The sequence below is a fragment of the Alloyangia pacifica genome, from assembly GCF_900116195.1.
GTDB classification, from domain to species: domain Bacteria; phylum Pseudomonadota; class Alphaproteobacteria; order Rhodobacterales; family Rhodobacteraceae; genus Salipiger; species Salipiger pacificus.
Map to the genome: position 1 here is coordinate 132872 of NZ_FOZW01000013.1, position 17174 is coordinate 150045.

General features: G+C 66.0%; 18 protein-coding genes. 9 read left to right on the forward strand and 9 right to left on the reverse strand.

The features are described from left to right. The first annotated feature begins 35 nt into the window (after window positions 1–35). The 3 genes from BM397_RS23265 to BM397_RS23275 all read left to right on the forward strand — a co-directional run bounded on the left by BM397_RS23265 (window position 36) and on the right by BM397_RS23275 (window position 2143). Entirely contained in the window at window positions 36–491 is a 456-nt protein-coding gene (locus BM397_RS23265; RefSeq protein WP_092428996.1) for an Lrp/AsnC family transcriptional regulator, read from the forward strand. Further along, complete coding sequence (locus BM397_RS23270; RefSeq protein ID WP_092428994.1) at window positions 488–943, forward strand: Lrp/AsnC family transcriptional regulator; 456 nt, start codon at window positions 488–490, stop codon at window positions 941–943. Before BM397_RS23265 ends, BM397_RS23270 begins: the two co-directional genes overlap by 4 nt. A gap of 75 nt (window positions 944–1018) precedes the next feature. After that, window positions 1019–2143 carry an aminotransferase class V-fold PLP-dependent enzyme gene (locus BM397_RS23275; protein ID WP_092428992.1) on the forward strand — a complete coding sequence of 375 codons (1125 nt, stop codon included), beginning with the start codon at window positions 1019–1021 and terminating at the stop codon, window positions 2141–2143. Between the two features lie 29 nt (window positions 2144–2172). Here the strand turns inward: BM397_RS23275 and BM397_RS23280 are convergent, their stop codons facing one another. Continuing rightward, window positions 2173–2835, reverse strand: a complete 663-nt coding sequence (locus BM397_RS23280) for a GntR family transcriptional regulator (protein WP_092428990.1) — start codon at window positions 2833–2835, stop codon at window positions 2173–2175. Between the two features lie 240 nt (window positions 2836–3075). On the opposite strand from BM397_RS23280, the gene BM397_RS23285 reads away from it, so the two are divergent. The 5 genes from BM397_RS23285 (at window position 3076) to BM397_RS23305 (ending at window position 7552) form a co-directional block, all read left to right on the forward strand. After that, on the forward strand, window positions 3076–4188 hold the full coding sequence (locus tag BM397_RS23285; RefSeq protein WP_092428988.1) for an ABC transporter substrate-binding protein: 1113 nt from the start codon (window positions 3076–3078) through the stop codon (window positions 4186–4188). Between the two features lie 117 nt (window positions 4189–4305). Next, window positions 4306–5199, forward strand: a complete 894-nt coding sequence (locus tag BM397_RS23290) for a branched-chain amino acid ABC transporter permease (protein WP_092428986.1) — start codon at window positions 4306–4308, stop codon at window positions 5197–5199. Further along, window positions 5192–6082 (forward strand): branched-chain amino acid ABC transporter permease, encoded by an 891-nt coding sequence (locus BM397_RS23295; protein ID WP_092428984.1) that lies wholly within the window; start codon window positions 5192–5194, stop codon window positions 6080–6082. Before BM397_RS23290 ends, BM397_RS23295 begins: the two co-directional genes overlap by 8 nt. Then, window positions 6075–6833 (forward strand): ABC transporter ATP-binding protein, encoded by a 759-nt coding sequence (locus BM397_RS23300; protein WP_092428982.1) that lies wholly within the window; start codon window positions 6075–6077, stop codon window positions 6831–6833. The genes BM397_RS23295 and BM397_RS23300 overlap by 8 nt, the downstream gene beginning before the upstream one ends. Continuing rightward, complete coding sequence (locus BM397_RS23305; RefSeq protein WP_092428980.1) at window positions 6830–7552, forward strand: ABC transporter ATP-binding protein; 723 nt, start codon at window positions 6830–6832, stop codon at window positions 7550–7552. The genes BM397_RS23300 and BM397_RS23305 overlap by 4 nt, the downstream gene beginning before the upstream one ends. Window positions 7553–7589: 37 nt before the next feature. On the opposite strand, the gene BM397_RS23310 is transcribed toward BM397_RS23305, so the two are convergent. Both BM397_RS23310 and BM397_RS23315 read right to left on the reverse strand, forming a co-directional pair. Then, complete coding sequence (locus tag BM397_RS23310; protein ID WP_092428977.1) at window positions 7590–8057, reverse strand: Lrp/AsnC ligand binding domain-containing protein; 468 nt, start codon at window positions 8055–8057, stop codon at window positions 7590–7592. Between the two features lie 404 nt (window positions 8058–8461). Beyond that, window positions 8462–10060, reverse strand: a complete 1599-nt coding sequence (locus BM397_RS23315; protein ID WP_176806811.1) for a winged helix-turn-helix domain-containing protein — start codon at window positions 10058–10060, stop codon at window positions 8462–8464. Window positions 10061–10291: 231 nt separating this feature from the next. On the opposite strand from BM397_RS23315, the gene BM397_RS23320 reads away from it, so the two are divergent. Beyond that, a complete protein-coding gene (locus BM397_RS23320) occupies window positions 10292–11497 on the forward strand; it encodes a ShlB/FhaC/HecB family hemolysin secretion/activation protein (RefSeq protein WP_092428973.1) in 1206 nt (401 codons plus the stop codon). 15 nt (window positions 11498–11512) lie between these two features. On the opposite strand, the gene BM397_RS23325 is transcribed toward BM397_RS23320, so the two are convergent. Genes BM397_RS23325 through BM397_RS23350 form a run of 6 tightly spaced genes read right to left on the reverse strand, consistent with a single transcriptional unit; the run spans window position 11513 to window position 17146 of the window. Further along, entirely contained in the window at window positions 11513–12784 is a 1272-nt protein-coding gene (locus BM397_RS23325; protein WP_092428971.1) for an L-fuconate dehydratase, read from the reverse strand. Next, the gene (locus BM397_RS23330; protein WP_092428969.1) at window positions 12781–13236 is read right to left on the reverse strand and encodes a MaoC/PaaZ C-terminal domain-containing protein; all 456 of its coding nucleotides are present in this window, start codon (window positions 13234–13236) and stop codon (window positions 12781–12783) included. The genes BM397_RS23325 and BM397_RS23330 overlap by 4 nt, the downstream gene beginning before the upstream one ends. Then, on the reverse strand, window positions 13236–14279 hold the full coding sequence (locus BM397_RS23335; RefSeq protein ID WP_092428967.1) for a Gfo/Idh/MocA family protein: 1044 nt from the start codon (window positions 14277–14279) through the stop codon (window positions 13236–13238). The genes BM397_RS23330 and BM397_RS23335 overlap by 1 nt, the downstream gene beginning before the upstream one ends. Window positions 14280–14288: 9 nt before the next feature. Next, on the reverse strand, window positions 14289–15380 hold the full coding sequence (locus BM397_RS23340) for an ABC transporter ATP-binding protein (RefSeq protein WP_092428965.1): 1092 nt from the start codon (window positions 15378–15380) through the stop codon (window positions 14289–14291). 3 nt (window positions 15381–15383) lie between these two features. Beyond that, window positions 15384–16250, reverse strand: a complete 867-nt coding sequence (locus tag BM397_RS23345; protein ID WP_092428963.1) for a carbohydrate ABC transporter permease — start codon at window positions 16248–16250, stop codon at window positions 15384–15386. Next, window positions 16250–17146, reverse strand: a complete 897-nt coding sequence (locus BM397_RS23350) for a carbohydrate ABC transporter permease (RefSeq protein WP_092428961.1) — start codon at window positions 17144–17146, stop codon at window positions 16250–16252. Before BM397_RS23350 ends, BM397_RS23345 begins: the two co-directional genes overlap by 1 nt. Window positions 17147–17174: the final 28 nt, after the last annotated feature.

A 17174-nucleotide genomic window follows, 5' to 3' on the forward strand; every position in this document is an offset into this window, starting at 1 on the left:
GATCATTCTCGGAATGATGAATTAACGGCGAAATCATGCTCGACGATACCGACCGGCGCATCCTGCGCCAGTTTCAGGCCGCGCCGGACCTGCCGGGGGCCGAACTGGCCGAGCGGGCAGGGGTCACGCCCTCGACGCTGGCGCGGCGACTCGCGGCCATGCGCGAGAAGGGCGTGCTTCGCGGCACGCGCGGGGTGATCCACTGGCCCGCCATTGGCTACGAGCTGGAGGTCTCGCTGCGTGTGACGCTCGACAAGACCGTCTCAAGCGCCTTCGACGAGTTCATCGCGGCGGCGCGGCAGGTGCCCGAGGTGATCGAGATCCAGACATTCCTTGGCTCGATCGACGTGCGTCTGGCGGTGATCGCGCGCGACCTCTCGCACTATCAGCAACTCTACCGGGGCCAGATCCTCACCCTGCCGCATATCTCGGACATCGAGGCACTGATGCACGTGGCGCTGGTGAAATCTGACGAGACGGTGCCGCTGTGATCGATCTCGACGACATCGACCGCGCGCTGGTGCTGGCGCTGGCCAAGGATGCAGGGGCCAGCGCCGGCGCGCTGGGGCGGCAGCTCGGGCTCTCGCAGCCCGCCTGCTGGCGGCGCATCCAGCGGCTGCGCGAGATGGGGGTGTTCCGCAAGCCGCGGCTCGATCTCGATCTCGAAGCGCTGGGATTCGGAGTTACGGTCTTTCTGGGCGTGAAGCTCGCCACCAAGGGGCGCGTCAGCCTCGAGGACTTCGAACGCGCTGTTTCGGCAATTCCCGAAGTGCAGATCGTCGAACATGTGCTGGGGGCCTTCGACTACCGGCTGCGCGTCGTGGCGCGCGATATTCCCGACTTCGAGCGGGTGCTGCGGCGGCGGATCATGACGTTGCCAAGCGTGGGCAGGGTCGAGGCCAACGTGGTGCTGACCGAAGAGCGCCGTCCCGGTCCGCTCTGAGCCCCGAGACTATCGGAGGTTTTGCCAATCCCGGCGAACCACGCTAACCCCGTCGCAACAACAAAGGAGGTGGCCATGGCGCTGCGCAAGGATGTGGACCCGACGGGTCTCGACGAATTCTCGGTGGTCTTCACGGATCGCTCGCTCAACCACATGTCGGCGGCCTTCCAGGAGGTGATGCGCGATATCTCGGCAGGGCTGCGCGAGGTCTACGGGGCGGACGGAATCGCCGTGGTGCCGGGTGGCGGCAGCTACGGGATGGAGGCGGTCGCCCGCCAGTTCGGCCGCGGCGCCAAGGCGCTGGTGGTGCGCAACGGCTGGTTCTCTTTCCGTTGGAGCCAGATCTTCGAGGCTGGCGGTTTCGGCGGCGACGTCACCGTGATGAAGGCCCGCGCCACCGGCAACGGCGCGCAGGCGCCCTTCGCCCCGGCGCCGATCGAGGAGGTGACTGCAAAGATCCGTGAAGAGCAGCCCGATATCGTCTTCGCCCCGCACGTGGAGACCGCCGCCGGGATCATCCTGCCCGACGACTACGTCACCGCGCTGGCCGCGGCGGCGCATGAGGTCGGCGCGCTGATGGTGCTCGACTGCATCGCTTCGGGCTGCGCCTGGGTCGACATGAAGGAGACCGGCGTCGACGTGCTGCTGTCGGCACCGCAGAAGGGCTGGAGCTCGACCCCCTGCGCGGGCCTGGTGATGATGTCCGAGCGCGCGCTGGCGCGTCTCGAAGAGACCACCTCGGACAGCTTCGCGCTGGATCTCAAGAAGTGGCGCCAGATCACCGCGGCCTACGAGGCGGGTGGCCACGCATACCACGCCACAATGCCCACGGACGGGCTGCGCATGTTCCGCGACGCAATGAACGAGACCCGCGCGTTCGGATTTGCCGAGGCCAAGGCGGCACAGTTCGAACTGGGCCAGAAGGTGCGCGCGCTGCTGGCGTCGAAAGGCGTGGTGTCGGTCGCCGCCGAGGGCTTCGGTGCGCCGGGCGTGGTGGTCAGCTACACCTCCGATCCCGAGGTTCAGTCGGGCCGCGCCTTTGCCGCCAAGGGCACGCAGATCGCCGCCGGCGTGCCGCTGCAGGTGGACGAGCCCGCGGGCTTCTCGACCTTCCGTCTCGGTCTCTTCGGCCTCGACAAGCTCAAGGACGTGGATGCCACGGTGGCGCGTCTCGAGACGGTGATGGCCGAGGTTCTCTGACCCCGGTATGAGCTTGGGGCGTCCGGTGGTCAGAGACCGAAACCGGGCGTCCCCTCCAGATCCTTCAGCGCGGCGAGCACGATGTCGCGGGTGGTGTTCACGTGCTCTCGCGCTGCCATCTCGGCGCGCTCGGGATCGGCCTCCGCGATCGCGGTGAAGATGGCGCGGTGCTGCGCCTGCATCACGACGATCTGCTCGGCCGAGAACATGACCGGCAGGCGCAGCTGCCAGTGCTGGAACAGCGTTTTTTCCCAGAACTCCGTAATGAAACGGTTGTCGGCGGCGGCAGCGATGACCTCGTGGAAGCGGACGTTGTGCTTGTTCAACTCACCGCGCGTGATCTCGGGCCAGGTTTCCATTGCGGTGCAGAGGTCTTCCAACTCGCGGAGCCGCTCCGGCGGGCAGGCGCGGGCGGCGAGCGCAGCCAGCGTGCCCTCTGAGATGGCGCGTGCGTCGAAAAGCCGGGGCAGGTCGGACGGATCGGTCTCGGCCACGTACCAGCCGTGGTTGCGCTCCACGAGACCCTCGCCCTGCAGCAGCAGCAGCGCCTCGCGCAGGGGCGTGCGACCGAGGCCGAGAATCTCTTCGAGCCGGTCTTCCAGCAACCTCTCGCCGGGCCGGAAGTCCCCTCCGATGATCATGGATTTGAGCCGGCGCACCGATTGCCGGAATTTCGTAGTTTTCTGTGTCATCAGCTTCTTGCCCTGTTCCGGGAGACCTTAGAGAAAGGGTCGGACGAGGTCACGCCTCAATGGCAGACGTGCAAAGGGATCGGAGATGTGGTGCCTCGACAGTATCGCCGCGTCATCCGCGTTGATTTCACGGCAGCAACTCCCCTTGCCGGAGAACCTGCGGAAAACTGGCGCGCAACGCGGATATTAATACGGATTTTTTTACGTATATTTTTCTTGTCCAACTACGAGGCAAGCAAAATGACAAGAACCACTCCCGCACTCGCTACGCTGCTGGCGGCCACGACGCTGCTCAGCGCGCCGGCCGCCCTGGCCGAGATCACCCTCGGCGCGGTGATCCCGCTGTCGGGCTCGAACGCAACCCCGGGCGAGGACCAGCGCCGCGGCATCGAGATCGCCGTGAAGGAAATCAATGCGGCCGGAGGCGTGCTCGGCGAGCCGCTGAAGGTCATCGTCGAGGACAGCGCCGGCAAGCCGCAGACCGCCATCGACGCGGCGCGCAAGCTCGTCACCGTCGACGAGGTTCCGCTGGTGATCGGCTCCTACTCCTCGGGCATCACCCTGCCGATGGGCGAGTATCTCGTGCAGGAAGGCATCCCGCACCTGAACCCGGCCTCGACCTCGGGCCTCGTGCGCAATATCGGCGACAGTTCCTTCTCGATGGTCGGTCTCGACAACGTCTCTACCGAATTCGCGGCCAAGGAAGTCATCGCCAATGGCTGGAAGAACGTCGCCGTTCTGGCGGTGAACAACGCCTTCGGCCAGGGCGTGGCGCAGGAGTTCCAGAAGCACCTCGAGGCGATGGGCGGCGGGGTCAAGACCTCGGTGCTGTTCACCGGCGGCCAGCCCTCCTACCGTCGCGAGCTGCAGCAGCTCGAGGCCACCGACCCGGATGCCTATGTCTTCACCGCCTACGGCACCGACGCCGCGCTGATCATGCAGGAGAGCTTCGAGCTCGGTCTTCAGGAAGATGCGCCCTGGTATTCGATCCTGATCACCATGATGAACAAGGACACCGCGCCCGAGTTCAAGCAGGGGCTGAGCGGCATGGACGTGGGCTACCTCGGCGCGGGCGGCGAGGGTTATGCCGCCACCTACGAGGCCGACTACGGCGAGACCTTCCTGTCGGCCTACGGCGGTTATGCCCATGACGCGGTGCTCTTTGCTGCCAAGGCGATCGAGAAGGCCGGCTCCACCGACAAGCAGGCGCTGCTGACCGCCATCCGCGCGCTCGGCGACGAGGGCTTCACCGGTGCCACCGGCGAGATCAAGCTCGACGCGAACGGCCAGCGGATGTCGCAGCCTTACCTCAAGTTCAAGGTCGAGGGGAACGATCTGGTCCAGATGGACTGATCCACCCTTGTCGCGCGGCGTGGTTTGCTCCCGCGCCGCCAAGGACCCGCGCCGTTTTTCCCTTTGGCGGCGCGGGTCGCGATTTCGCCCCTCCTCCCGGGGCCAACGAGAGACACCATGATTCAATTCCTGATCGACACGATCATCCGGGCGCTGGACCTCGCCCTGATCGCGGTCGCGCTGAGCGGAGTATACTCCCTCATCAAGTTCCCCAACGTCGCCCTGGTCCAATACGCGGTGGTCGGCGCTTTCGTCGGCATGCTGCTGCAACAGGCGGGTCTGCCGCTGGTTCTGGCGCTGCCGGTTTCGGCCATCTTCGTCGGCCTGGTCGCCGTGATCTTCAACGTGCTGCTCTTCGAGCGGCTGCTCACCGAGGGGTCGGCCATCGCGCTGATCGGCTCGCTGGCGCTGTCGATGATCCTCTCGGCGGTCTTCCTGCTGGCCTTCGGTCCGGCGGCCTACCGCTTCGACCTCGCCGTTGCACCGGCCATGCGCGTGCTCGGCGCGCGGATCACGGTGCACCAGCTCTCGACGCTGGCGATCACCGTGGCGGCGCTCGGTGGCTTTGCGGCAATTCTGTTCTTCACCCGGCTCGGCCGCGAGATGCGCGCCACGGCCACCAACAAGGTGCTGGCCTCGGCCAGCGGCATCGACACCCGGCGGGTGATCAATGCCACGGTGTTCCTGTCGGGCGTGCTGGCGGCGCTTGGCGGCATGACTCTGGCGATGCGGGGGTCGGTCTCTATCGATCTGGGCACGCAGATGCTTCTGCCGGTCTTCGCCGCGGCCATTCTCGGCGGTCTCGGCAATGCGCTTGGCGCCATCGCCGGCGCCTTGGTGATCTCGGCCGCCGAGACCTTCGTGACCAACACCAACTTCGGTGTCCTCACAGGGACCGATTTCCTGTTCCTGCCCGCCAGCTACGCCCAGACCGCCAGCTTCGCGCTGCTCGTCGGCTTCCTGCTGCTGCGCCCCTCGGGGCTGTTCACCAGCGAGGTGTCGCGTGTCTGAGTTCCTGATCCACGTCGCCGCAGTCTCCTGCCTCTATGGCATTCTCGCACTGGCACTGAACCTGCAGATGGGCTTTTCCGGCCTCGTCAACTTCGGCCTCATCGCGCTCTTTGGCTGCGGCACCTACGGCGCGGCCTTCGCCCACCTCTGGGGCTGGCCGCCGCTGGCCGGGCTGGCACTCGGGCTGATCTTCGCCGCGCTCATGGGGCTGTTCTTCGCCCGGCTCGGCGCGCGCATGTCCGAGGACTACTGGGGCATCGCCACGCTCTCGCTGGCCGAGATCATGCGGCTGGTCTTCACCAACGAGCAGGCGCTCGCGGGCGGGGCGCAGGGCGTCTCGGGCCTGCCGGTGAGCTTCGCCGGGCTGGCCGGGCAGGGCGCGGGGCTGAGCCGCCTGGCCCTCTACGCTGCGCTGCTCGCCGCGGCCTTCGTGCTGTGCCAGCGGATCACCCGCTCGGGTTTCGGCATGGCGCTCAAGATGATGCGCGAGGAGCCGCAACTGGCCCGCGCGCTTGGCTACGATCTCGGGCGGATGCGGGCCATCGTCATGGTGATCTCCTCGCTGATGGCGGCGGTGGCGGGCTTTCTCTACGCCCACTACCTGTCCTTCGTCGGCCCCGAGCAGCTGATGAGCCACGAGACCTTCCTGATCTGGTCGATGGTGATCATCGGCGGCATCGCCAACAACTGGGGCGTGGTCGCGGGGGCCTTCCTGATGCAATTCGCGCTGGCCTACGTGCCTTTCGTCAAGGACTGGCTCGACATGCCCAGCGATTTCGTCGCCGCGACACGGCTGGTGATCGTTGGCGGCGGTATCCTCGCCTTCCTCATCTGGCGCCCCAAGGGGCTTTTCCCCGAACGTATCGGAGGCTCCCATGGCTGATCCCCTGCTGCAACTCGACGGGCTGTCCAAGGCCTTTGGCGCGCATCAGGTGCTGGACGGGATCGCCGCCAGCATCGCCCCCGGAGAGATCGTCGGCCTCTTGGGGCCGAACGGTTCGGGCAAGTCGACGCTGCTCAACGCCATCTCCGGCTTTCTCGCGCCGGACGGGGGCGCGGTGACCATCGCCGGGCGCGACATCACCGGGCTCCCGGCGCATGAGGTGACACGGGCGGGGCTCGCGCGGACCTTCCAGCTGCCCTCGATGCCGACCCGAATGACGACGCGAGAAGTGCTTGCCGCCGGCGACGTATCGGCTGGCTCGGCGCGCAACATGCTGAGGGGCGCGGCGCAGGACCAGCGCATCGATCAGCTGCTCGAGATGTTCCGACTGAGCCATGTCGCGAAGCTGCCCGCGAGCGCGCTTTCGGGCGGGCAGAAGAAGCTGCTATCGGTGGCGCTGGCCCTGCGCGGCGCGCCGAAGCTCCTGTGCCTCGACGAGCCCACGGCGGGTGTGCACCCCGAGCTGCGCAGCGAGATGATCACCATCCTGCGCCGTGCCGCGCGCGACGGCACGACGCTGCTGGTGATCGAACATGACATGCTCTTCATCCGCCAGCTCTGCAGCCGCTGCATCGTGCTCGACCGGGGCCAGCTCATTGCCGACTGCGCCCCCGAGGAACTGGAGAAGAACGCCGCCGTGGTCGAGGCCTACCTCGGCAAGTCGGTTGAGAAAGGAAAGACCGCAAGATGATCGAGGTTCAAGACATCCGCGCCGGATACGGCGACGGGCCCGACATTCTCGGGGGCATCTCGATGCATGCCCATGCCCGCGAGATCGTCACCATCCTCGGCCCCAACGGCTGCGGCAAGTCGACCCTGCTGAAGACGGTGGCAGGCTTCGTGACGCCGCGCGCCGGCACGGTGCGGATCGACGGGCAACACGCAGAGGCGGTGCCGATCCATGAAAAGGTGCGTCACCATGGTGTCGGATACGTGCCGCAGACCGACAACGTCTTCCGCACGATGAGCGTAGCCGAGAACCTGCTGATGGGGGCGCGCGATCTCGATCGGCAGACCCGGGAGGAACGTCTGGATGCGGTGATGGCGCAATATCCCTCGCTGGCCAACAAGCGGCGGCGCAAGGCCTCGGCCCTCTCCGGGGGCGAGCGGCAGATCCTGTCGCTGGCGCGCGCGCTGATGGCCGGGCCGCGGATCCTGCTGCTCGACGAGCCGTCGGCGGGGCTGTCTCCGGCGATGATGCATGACGTTTTCGACGCCATCGCCCGCATCCGTGATGAACAGGATATGTGTATCCTGATGGTCGAGCAGAACGCCTTCGAAGGGTTGTCCATTTCGGATCGGGCCTATGTGCTCAACCTCGGCAAGGTGGCGCTGACTGCACAGGCGCAGGCATTGCTGAACGATCCGGCGATGGAGCGGCTCTATCTTGGCGGTGCGCCGGCCGAATGACACTCCGGCGGGCCGCAAGCAGAAAAGTCCCGGGCCGTCACCCGGCGATCTTCAGCGGCCCGTCGTTCTTCAGCTCTTCCATCACCACGTAGGTCCGCGTCTCGATCACCCCGGGCCAGGACATGATCACGTCGCCGAGGAACCGCCGGTATTCTTCCATGGCGTGAAAGCGCGTCTTCACAAGGTAATCGAGCCCGCCCGCCACCATGTGGCATTCGATCACCTCAGGCGTCGTCTGCACCGCCTTCTTGAACTTCTCGAAAACCTGCGGCGTGGTCTTGTCGAGCTTGATCTGGATGAACACCAGCATTTCGAGCCCAAGCTTCTGCGGGTCGAGCCGCGCGCCATAGCTGAGGATGACGCCTTCGCGCTGGAGCCGCCGTAGCCGATCGCTCATCGAGGTGGCAGGAATGCCCACGCGCGTTGCCAGCTCGGAATTGGTGATCCGGCCATCGCGTTGCAGGATCTCCAGGATCCTGCGGCTGATCTTGTCGAAAACGGCCATATGTCCTGTCCCATCCGATGCGCGTACGAATAAAAATATATTTTTATGGATATCGTGTTCCCGTCAATATCTGTCGTCAGGTCACGCGCTGCGCGGCCTGCGTGCTGCTTGGGGACGGGGCAGGACTCCCGCCGCTGTGTGGGCGGGAAAATCGAGGTGCGGAAATCAGGGTGGGGAAATGTCTAAGGGAGAGCAAGGCCTGCCCGGCAAGGAGCCCCCGGAAGCAGGGTGACGCCGGGCAGACCCTGAAACCGCAAGCATGGCCGGACCAAGATGGCCGCACCCGGGATCAGTGGCGGAGCTTTGCGGGACGGAAGCTGCCCTGTGCTCCGGACCAGAGGCTGCACCGAGATTCACCACCAATTGTTGCAAAACAGAAATTCGGGCCGCAGGTCCACGTCCGCTCAGCCGAGACGCGCCATCACGCGCGGGTAGCGGTCGGCCACCTCCTTCGGGACCGCGTTCGGCCCGAAGCGGCGACAGACCAGCGCCAGCGGGCTGTGGATCGCGTTGTCACGATGGTCCGCTTGCGCGAAGAGACGACCGGACACGTAATCCGCGTGCACCAAGCTGCTCACCGCTGTGCGGCGTGACATGGCCATGGCGGCGAGCCGCCCCCGGAGCGACGGATTGTCGGGATCGCCAAACAGCGGTTCGAAAAACAGCGGGGCCAGGACAGAGACCGCGTAGAGCTGGCGCTTGGCGTCATCGAGACCCTCATGATTGCCCGAGGCCACGAGGATCTGGCACTTGATGGTCAACGCGTAAAGGTGCGACTTCGAGCCGGGCTCGAGCAGGTCGAGCGCCTGGTCGATGCAGGGCAAGGCGGCGTTGATGCGGCCGGTGAAGGCGCGCATCTGCGCGATCAGCGGCAGCAGGGAGGCGACCGAGAGGCTGGAGCGAAAGGCGTCCTCGGCGATCTCGATCGCAAGCTCTCCATAGCCGCGGTCGAGGAAATGCAGCAGCTTGGCGGCGGTGATCGCGAGGTCAGGCTCCGATTGCACGTGTGGCAGGGCCGACAGAAGCAGGGCCTCCATCGCGTCCTCGTCCTCGGCGCGGTCATCGATCCCGTCTGCAAAGAGCTTGCGCCCGAGCATGATGTATTTCGTGTGCAAATGCGCCGCGTGCATCACGCGTAGGCTGGCGTCCTCGGGTGAGGCCTCGCGCAGCTCGAGGATCCTGCGTTCCGATTGCCGCCATTCCTGCAGGTACCTGCGGTCGATGGTGTCTGCCCGCGCGGTCAGTTTCGCAAGGCTTTCGGTCGGCGTCGCACTGTGGTCAAGCTTCCAGAAGCTGGCGGTATACATCGAGACGGGCAGTGGCCCGTCGCTGTCGGTGGCACCCGCCTGGGCGCGCCATGCCTCGTTGAGCAACCGCCGCACGAAGGCGCGCATGCTGGCAGGATCGGCGAGCAACTCATGCGTGTCGTCGTCGAGCGCGACCCGGTTCATCGCGAGGATGCGCCCGGTGTCGAACTTCTTCACCGCGGTCACGCAGTTCACCGCACCCGCTTCGGCAAAGAAGGTGATCTCGATCATCTTGCCCGGCCCTTGGCTGACGGCACTGGCGCGCGGCAGGGCGTCGGGCATGTAGATCACGCTCTGCCCATCCGGGAGTTCACCCTTGACCATGTAATGCAGGGTCTTGGCAAAGAGCTCGGCGCGCGGACGCAGCGGTCCGAGATGTGTGAGCCCCAGCAGCGGCCCGACCAGAAGGTCGGCCTGCGCCGGGTCGCGCTGCAGTGCCGGAGGCCCACCAACCCAGACATAGCCCTCGCCGTAGCGGGTGGCGATGAAGCGTGGATTGCGCGCATCGTCGGCAAGCTTGCGACGCAGGCGGTTGATGACGAAATCTATATTGCGTTCGCTGCGGTCCGAGCCGACCTCTGTCAGCGCATCGAGAAGCATCTCGCGGGTGGCGATCCGGTCGGGATGGCGTGCGAGCAGCGCGAGCGCCCGCGCCTCGGACCGGGTGAAGCGGACGGTCTGTCCGTCCTCGGTCACCGCCGACCCGAAATCCTCCGCAAAGATCAGCTGGCTAAATTGCTCGGCATTGGAAATGGGACGGCTCCGTGCTTTTACGGAACGTGGTCCGACATTCCGTTTGTAATTGAGAGTTTATTAAACCTACTCGGCAAGGTAGCATAACTTTTGGAATTTGACCTCCTTTCGATGTGATCTCCGGGCTATTCGAGCTCGGCTTTGTTGGACATGTTCATGAGGACCGTATTCTGTATGCCGAATTCATTTTTCTCAAAGGTTTTCCGTCACCTGTTCTGCGTTTTCCTGTTTTCCGCCATGCTTTCGACGGTGGCGCGGGCGCAGGCATTTTTCGCCGATTTCGTGGTCGACCCGGTGACCGGCGTGGACAGGGGATCAACCTCGCAAATTCGCAAGGTAGACGAACTCACCGCAGTTGCGACCTTCTCTTCCACGGGATCCGCGCCAATCGGCCGCTATATCGGTTCTCTGGGCCTCTCCATGCCGCTGGAGACCGAGTATGGCGGCCAGATCGATGTGCTTGGCGTGCTTGGCGGGCCGGATGCCGATGGCGGTCTCGAGCTGAGGGCCGGGGGGCTGGGCTTTCGGCTTGGCCTCGATACGGGCAGCACGCTCTATCTGAATTACGACTACGGTGATTACCGGCTGGGCACCAATGATCTGCTGCCGCTCGACGTGACTGGCGTGCACGAGACCCTTGCGCTGGCGCTGCGCCATGTCTGGATGCTGGGCGAGGACAGCCTGACCGGCTCGGTCGAGCTGGCCGCCAAACAGCGCCGCGATGAGATGCTGGGTTTCGAGGTGACCGACGAGGACCTGCGCCTGCTGCGACTGGGACTTATGCACGAGACCGGCGCGCTCTACGGCTTTCGCAGCCGGCTTGCGCTGGCGGCGACAAAGGGTCTGTCCGGACTTGGCGCCTCGCTGGAAGACAATCCCTTGCCGAGCGCGCGCGGCGTGACGCCCGATTTCTTCCGCCTGTCCTTCAGCGCCGAGGCGTCGTTTCCGCTGCACGCGGCAACCTATGTGAATGCGGGGGTGATCGGGCAACTTAGTCACGACAGCCTGCCGGTCTCGCAGCGCTGCGGCTATGGCACCAATGGCTATTCGCGCGGCTTCGACCGCAGCTACGTGATGGGGGACGAATGTCTCGGCGCGCGGATCGAGCTCGCGCATGACTTCCAGCCACCGAGCATGGCGAGCGGCGCGCTGCGCCGCACTCAGGGCTTTGTCGCCGTCGATGGCGGACGTCTGCGCGACAAGGGCAGCGAGGTGTTCGCGGGCCGGGAGGATGACTGGTCGAGCGCCAATTGGGGCGTGCGGACGTTGCAGGGCAACTTCCTCGGAGAGATCGCCCTGTCGCATATCCTCAGCAAGCCCGAGGGCACGGTGCGGCAGGACAAGACCCGGCTCTGGTTCCAGGCGGCCTACCAGTTCTGAGCCGTGCCTCGCGGATCAGCCCACCGCGAAGTCGCGGCGGGTTTCGGGTCTGATCTCGATCGAGAATCCGGGTGCGGAGGGGGCCATGTAGGCACCGTTCCGGACCGCGCAGGGATCGGTGAAATGCTCGTGCAGATGGTCGACGTATTCGGTGCGGCGATCGTCCTTTTCGCCGCAGATCGCCACGTAGTCGATCATGCTCAGGTGCTGGACGTATTCGCACAGGCCGACGCCGCCCGCATGCGGCCAGACCGGAAGCCCGGCCTTGGCGGCCATCAGCTGCACCGCGAAGACCTCGTTGAGCCCGCCGAGGCGGCAGGCGTCGATCTGCACCACGTCAATCGCCCCGGCGGCGATGAACTGCTTGAACATCACCCGGTTCTGGCACATCTCGCCGGTCGCCACCTTGACCGGGGCGACACCCTCGCGGATCGCCCTGTGGCCGAGGATGTCATCGGGGCTCGTCGGCTCCTCGATGAACCACGGCTTGGCAAAGGCGAGGCGGTTCACCCAGTCGATGGCCTGCGGTACCTCCCAGACCTGGTTGGCGTCGATCATCAGCGTGACCTCTGCTCCCAGTTCCTCGCGGAAGATACTCAGGCGGCGGATGTCATCGTCGAGATCGCGCCCGACCTTCATCTTCACGTGGCTGAAACCCTGCGCCCCGGCCTCGCGGCAGAGACGGCGCAGCTTGTCGTCGGGATAGCCAAGCCAGCCCGCCGAGGTGGTGTAGCAGGGGTAGCCCTCATCCAGCAGCGTGGCGATGCGGGCGGGCTTGCCGCGCGCGGCTTCCTGCAGCAGCTCCAGCGCCTGCGCCGGATCGAGGAAGTCGGTCATGTAGCGGTAGTCGGGGATGCGGGCGAGTTCCTCGGGGCTCATCTCAGACACGAAGCGCCAGACCGGCAGCCCGGCCTCGCGCGCCATGAGGTCCCAGACCGCGTTGACCAGCGCGCCGGTGGCGAGGTGGATGACGCCCTTTTCCGGCCCGACCCAGCGCAGCTGGCTGTCGCCGGTGATCTCGCGCCAGAAGGCGCCGGGATTGGCGCGGATGTCGTCGGTGTCGCGCCCGATCACCTGTCCCTTCAGCGCTTCGATCGCGGCGACGCAGAGCTCGTTGCCGCGCCCGATGGTGAAGGTCAGCCCGTGTCCCTCGTGCCCGCCGTCCGTCTCGAGCGTCACGTAGGCCGCCGAGTAGACCGGATCGGGGTTCATCGCATCGGAGCCGTCGAGACCGCCCTCCGAAGGGAAGCGGAGATCCCATGTGCGCAGGCCGGTGATCCGAGTCATGCCGCGGCGACCTCCTTCTTCTGCACCACGTAGATGTGCTCGCAGGCCAGAACCACCTCGTCCTTCTGGTTGAGCACCTGCACCGTTTCGAAGAGCTTGCCGGACTGCGGACGCTTGGGGTCGTCCTCCTTGCGGGCGGCGGTGATGCGGGTGCGGATGGTGTCGCCGATGAACACCGGCCGAACAAAACGCAGCCGGTCGTAGCCGTAGGAGAAGGCGAGCGGATTGATCTCGGTCGCCGTGAGCCCGACGCCGATGGCGAAGATCATCGTGCCGTGGGCGATGCGGCCGCCGAACTCGGACTTGGCCATGAACTCGGCGTCCATGTGGTGCGGGAAGAAATCGCCGGTGTGCCCGGCGTGGACGACGAAATCGGTCTCGGTGATGGTGCGGCCGTAGGTCTCGCGGACCTCGCCGATCTCGATCTCTTCAAGGTAGCGGGGGCGTTCCATCACGGGGTCTCCTGAATGGGGGTCAGCGGTGCGGCAGAGGCGGCATAGCAGGCCTCGACCAGCGCCATGGTGTGCCAGCCGTCGGAGGCGGGGGCGATCAGCGCCTCTTCGGCCGCGGCGGCGCGTTGCAGGTTGTGCATGCGGGCGGTGAAGCTTTCGGTGAACCATGAACCGGTGAGCGGCACCGCGCGCCAGCCAGTGCCGTCGTTGATCTCCAGCACGTCGGGCTCCCCCTTGGGGTAGTCGAGGTTGACGCCCAGCTTCATGTAGGCCGCGCCCTTGGTGCCCGCGACGCGCAGCTCGCAGGCCTGGTGCGGGCGGCCGAAATCCCAGTCGTGGTTGACCGACAGCAGGCAGCGCAGGTCGGGCCCGTAGTCGAGGATCGCGGCGGTGCGGGTCTGGGCGACGGCATGGCTCGGGTGGCCCAGCGTGCGGGCCGAGACGCCCTTGGGGTCGCCGACGAGGTGGCGGATCAGGTCGAGGTAGTGGATCGAGTGCATGGCGATCTCGATCCGGGGCAGGCCTTCGAGAAAGGTCCAGAGCCCCCAGGGCGTGGCGAGCACACCATGCATCTCGATATCGACCACACGGCCCAGCAGGCCCTTGTCGATGGCGTCTTTCAGTGCCACCGCCATGGGGGCAAAGCGCAGCTGGAAATTCATCGCCGCCAGCAGCTTTCGCTCGCGACAGATCCTGAGAATCTCGCTCGCGCCCTCCAGCGTGCTGCCCATGGGTTTCTGGATCAGCACCGGCGCGCCCTCTGGCAGCCGTTCGAGGATCCCTGCGTGGGCGTCGGGCGGGGTGGCGAGGTCGAAAACCGCGTCCGGCACTGCCAACGCCTCGGCGGCGGTCAGCGCCTGCGTTGCGTGCTCGGCAGCCAGCGCCTCGGCCTTGGCGTGGTCGGGATCGGTGATCCCCGCCACCTCGTAGCCGCCCGCCGCCCAAGCGGGCAGGTGGGCATCGCGCACGATCGAGCCCGCGCCGAAGATGACGATCGGGCGGCGGGTTCTCGGCGGGGTCCAGTCCTGTTTGAGCGTGTTCATTTCGCCTCCTTAACCGCGCAGGGTCAGCCCGGTCTCGGCGTCAAAGAGATGCGCGCGCGACAGGTCGAGGTGGAAGCGCAGAACCTCTCCGCGTTTGACCATGCGCGGGTTGAGCATCCGCGCCGTCCAGTTCTGCCCTGCGACCTCGGTGAACAGCAGCGTCTCGTTGCCCAGCGGTTCCGACAGAGCCACCGGCAGCTCGCGGCGTTCCACGGCGTGGCCGCTCTCGCTGTGGATGCCGTGGCCTTCGGGGTAGATGTCGTCGGGGCGCAGGCCGAGCACCACACGCCGCCCCTCGGCGACGGTGAAGGCGGGCGGCACGGGGAATTCGGTGCCGTCGTCGAAATGCAGCGCCCCCCGTGTGACCGTAGCTTCAGCCATGTTCATCGGCGGCGAGCCGATGAAGCTGGCGACGAAGCGCGAGGCGGGGCGGTTGAACACCTCGTCGGGCGTTCCGACCTGCTCGATCACCCCGCCGCGCATGATGACGATGCGGTCGGCGAGGGTCATTGCCTCGATCTGGTCGTGGGTGACATAGACCACGGTGGAGCCGAGCCGCGCGTGCAGCTGCTTGATCTCGGTGCGCATCTGGCCGCGCAGCTTGGCGTCAAGGTTCGACAGCGGCTCGTCAAACAGGAACACGTCCGGGTCGCGCACGATGGCCCGCCCCATGGCAACGCGCTGGCGCTGTCCCCCCGAAAGCTGCGCCGGGCGGCGCTCCAGCAGCGGCTCGATGTCGAGGATGCGCGCGGCTTCCTTGACGGCGGTTTCGATGGTGGCGGCATCGCGCCCGGCGATCTTCAGCGAGAAGCCCATGTTCTCGGCCACCGTCATATGCGGGTAGAGCGCGTAGGACTGGAACACCATCGAGATGTTGCGGTCGCGCGGCGGCAGATCGTTGACCACCCGGTCGCCGATGCGCAGCTCTCCGCCCGAGATGTCCTCGAGTCCGGCGATCATCCGCAGCGTGGTGGACTTGCCGCAGCCCGAAGGGCCGACCAGCGCGACGAACTCTCCGTCGGCGACCTCGAGGTCGATGCCCTTCACCGCGTGGAAGCCGCCGTATTTCTTGTCGAGTGTGGATAGGGTGAGCGTTGCCATGTCTTATCCCTTGATCGCGCCCGAGGTCAGGCCCGAGACGAGGTGCTTCTGCACCGCGTAAGTCAGAAGAAGCGCCGGGATGATCATCACCACGGCCAGCGCGCACATGCCGCGCCAGTCGATGGTGAACTCGGCGGTGTAATCCAGCAGGCCCACCGGAAGGGTCTTGCTGTCGGTGGACCGGGTGAGCTGGCTGGCCAGCGCGAACTCGTTCCACGAGGTGAGGAAGGCGAAGATGCCGGCGCTGGCGATGCCGGGGCGGGCGAGCGGGAACTCAACCTGCCAGAAGGCCTGCCAGCGGGTACAGCCGTCGATCTGCGCAGCCTCCGCCAGATCGCGCGGGACCTGCCGGAAGAAGCCGTCGATCAGCCAGATGGTGAAGGGCACGTTGAGCGCGGTGTAGGCGATGATCATCCCCGCGTGGGTGTCGATCAGACCGACCTTGGCGTAGAGGAAGAACAGCGGCAGCGACAGCGCGATGCCGGGCACCGTGCGGGTCAGCATGAGCCCGAGGAACCAGGCCGACTTGCCCTTGAAGCGGTAGCGCGCGAAGGCGTAGCCGCCGGACATGCCGATCGCCAGAGAGATGATCGTCGAGGTGACCGCGATGATCACCGAGTTGCGGAAGTATTCGATCACCGGGATGCCGCCCTGTCCGACGCCCGAGAACATGTCGACATAGGCATCGAACGACAGCTCGCGCGGGATCCAGACGGGCGGCTTGGCCATGATCTCGACCGTGGGGCGCAGCGAGTTGAGCACGATCCACAGGCCCGGCAGGCAGATGATCAGCATCGAGATGAAGAGCGCGATGTTCAGCGCCCAGGCGGAGCCGCGTTTTTTCAGGCGGGCAGAGGCGTTCGCGTCCATCACCAATCCCCCGCGACCTGGGCCCGGGCCTTGCCGAGCTGTGAGAAGAAATAGGCCGTGAAGGCGACCGAGAGCAGGATGGCGACGTAAGCCATAGCGTTGGCCATCCCCATGCGCGCGTCCGAATAGGCGGTGCGGGCGATCAGCGTCCACAGCACCTCGGTCCGGCCGGCTGGGCCACCGTCGGTCATGATCTTGATGATGTCATAGGCCCGCGCCACGTCGAGGCTGCGGATGGTCATCGCGATGAAGGCGAAGGGCATCAGGAAGGGCCATGTGACATAGCGGAAGGTCTGCCACGGCGTGCAGCCGTCGACCCGGGCCGCCTCCTGCGGATCGCGCGGCATGGCCATCAGTCCCGCGAGGATGAAGATCGCGAAAACCGCGGTCGACGACCATATTTCGGCGGCGGCGATGGCGAGAAAGGCGAGCTTGCCGTCGATCAGCCAGGGGATCGCCTTGTCGGTGAGGCCCAGCGACTGCAGGGCATTGTTCACCAGACCGACGTTGTCGTTGAACATGAACTTGAACTGGAAGCCGACGAGGATCGGCGAGAACATCATCGGGAACATCAGGATGGTGCGCAGCAGCCGCTGGCCGCGGGTCTGCCGGTCGACCAGCAGCGCAAGCCCGAGGCCGATCAGCATCTCGAGGTTCAGCGCCACGGTCAGCAGCAGCACGGTGCGCCCGAAGGCGATCCAGAAATCCATGTCGCCGAAGATGCGCTGGTAGTTGCGGATGCCGATGAACTGGTAGACGGACTCCGGCTTGGTCAGCCGAAACGGCGTGAAGCTCGACCACAGCGACAGCAGCAGCGGCAGCACCACCACGGCGGCAAGTACGATCACCGCGGGCAACAGCAGCATCATATGCGGGGGGAGGCGCGAGGCCTTCATCTTTGTCTCCTGTCAGGGGAGGCGGGCC

What these genes read in the sequence shown, in the direction of transcription:
- BM397_RS23275 (WP_092428992.1), top strand. Translation starts at nt 1,019, where the DNA reads ATGGCGCTGCGCAAGGATGTGGACCCGACGGGTCTCGACGAATTCTCG.
- BM397_RS23300 (WP_092428982.1), top strand. Translation starts at nt 6,075, where the DNA reads ATGGCTGATCCCCTGCTGCAACTCGACGGGCTGTCCAAGGCCTTTGGC.
- BM397_RS23320 (WP_092428973.1), top strand. Translation starts at nt 10,292, where the DNA reads ATGCCGAATTCATTTTTCTCAAAGGTTTTCCGTCACCTGTTCTGCGTT.
- BM397_RS23335 (WP_092428967.1), bottom strand. Translation starts at nt 14,279, where the DNA reads ATGAACACGCTCAAACAGGACTGGACCCCGCCGAGAACCCGCCGCCCG.
- BM397_RS23330 (WP_092428969.1), bottom strand. Translation starts at nt 13,236, where the DNA reads ATGGAACGCCCCCGCTACCTTGAAGAGATCGAGATCGGCGAGGTCCGC.
- BM397_RS23305 (WP_092428980.1), top strand. Translation starts at nt 6,830, where the DNA reads ATGATCGAGGTTCAAGACATCCGCGCCGGATACGGCGACGGGCCCGAC.
- BM397_RS23310 (WP_092428977.1), bottom strand. Translation starts at nt 8,057, where the DNA reads ATGGCCGTTTTCGACAAGATCAGCCGCAGGATCCTGGAGATCCTGCAA.
- BM397_RS23265 (WP_092428996.1), top strand. Translation starts at nt 36, where the DNA reads ATGCTCGACGATACCGACCGGCGCATCCTGCGCCAGTTTCAGGCCGCG.
- BM397_RS23285 (WP_092428988.1), top strand. Translation starts at nt 3,076, where the DNA reads ATGACAAGAACCACTCCCGCACTCGCTACGCTGCTGGCGGCCACGACG.
- BM397_RS23290 (WP_092428986.1), top strand. Translation starts at nt 4,306, where the DNA reads ATGATTCAATTCCTGATCGACACGATCATCCGGGCGCTGGACCTCGCC.
- BM397_RS23325 (WP_092428971.1), bottom strand. Translation starts at nt 12,784, where the DNA reads ATGACTCGGATCACCGGCCTGCGCACATGGGATCTCCGCTTCCCTTCG.
- BM397_RS23345 (WP_092428963.1), bottom strand. Translation starts at nt 16,250, where the DNA reads ATGGACGCGAACGCCTCTGCCCGCCTGAAAAAACGCGGCTCCGCCTGG.
- BM397_RS23340 (WP_092428965.1), bottom strand. Translation starts at nt 15,380, where the DNA reads ATGGCAACGCTCACCCTATCCACACTCGACAAGAAATACGGCGGCTTC.
- BM397_RS23350 (WP_092428961.1), bottom strand. Translation starts at nt 17,146, where the DNA reads ATGAAGGCCTCGCGCCTCCCCCCGCATATGATGCTGCTGTTGCCCGCG.
- BM397_RS23280 (WP_092428990.1), bottom strand. Translation starts at nt 2,835, where the DNA reads ATGACACAGAAAACTACGAAATTCCGGCAATCGGTGCGCCGGCTCAAA.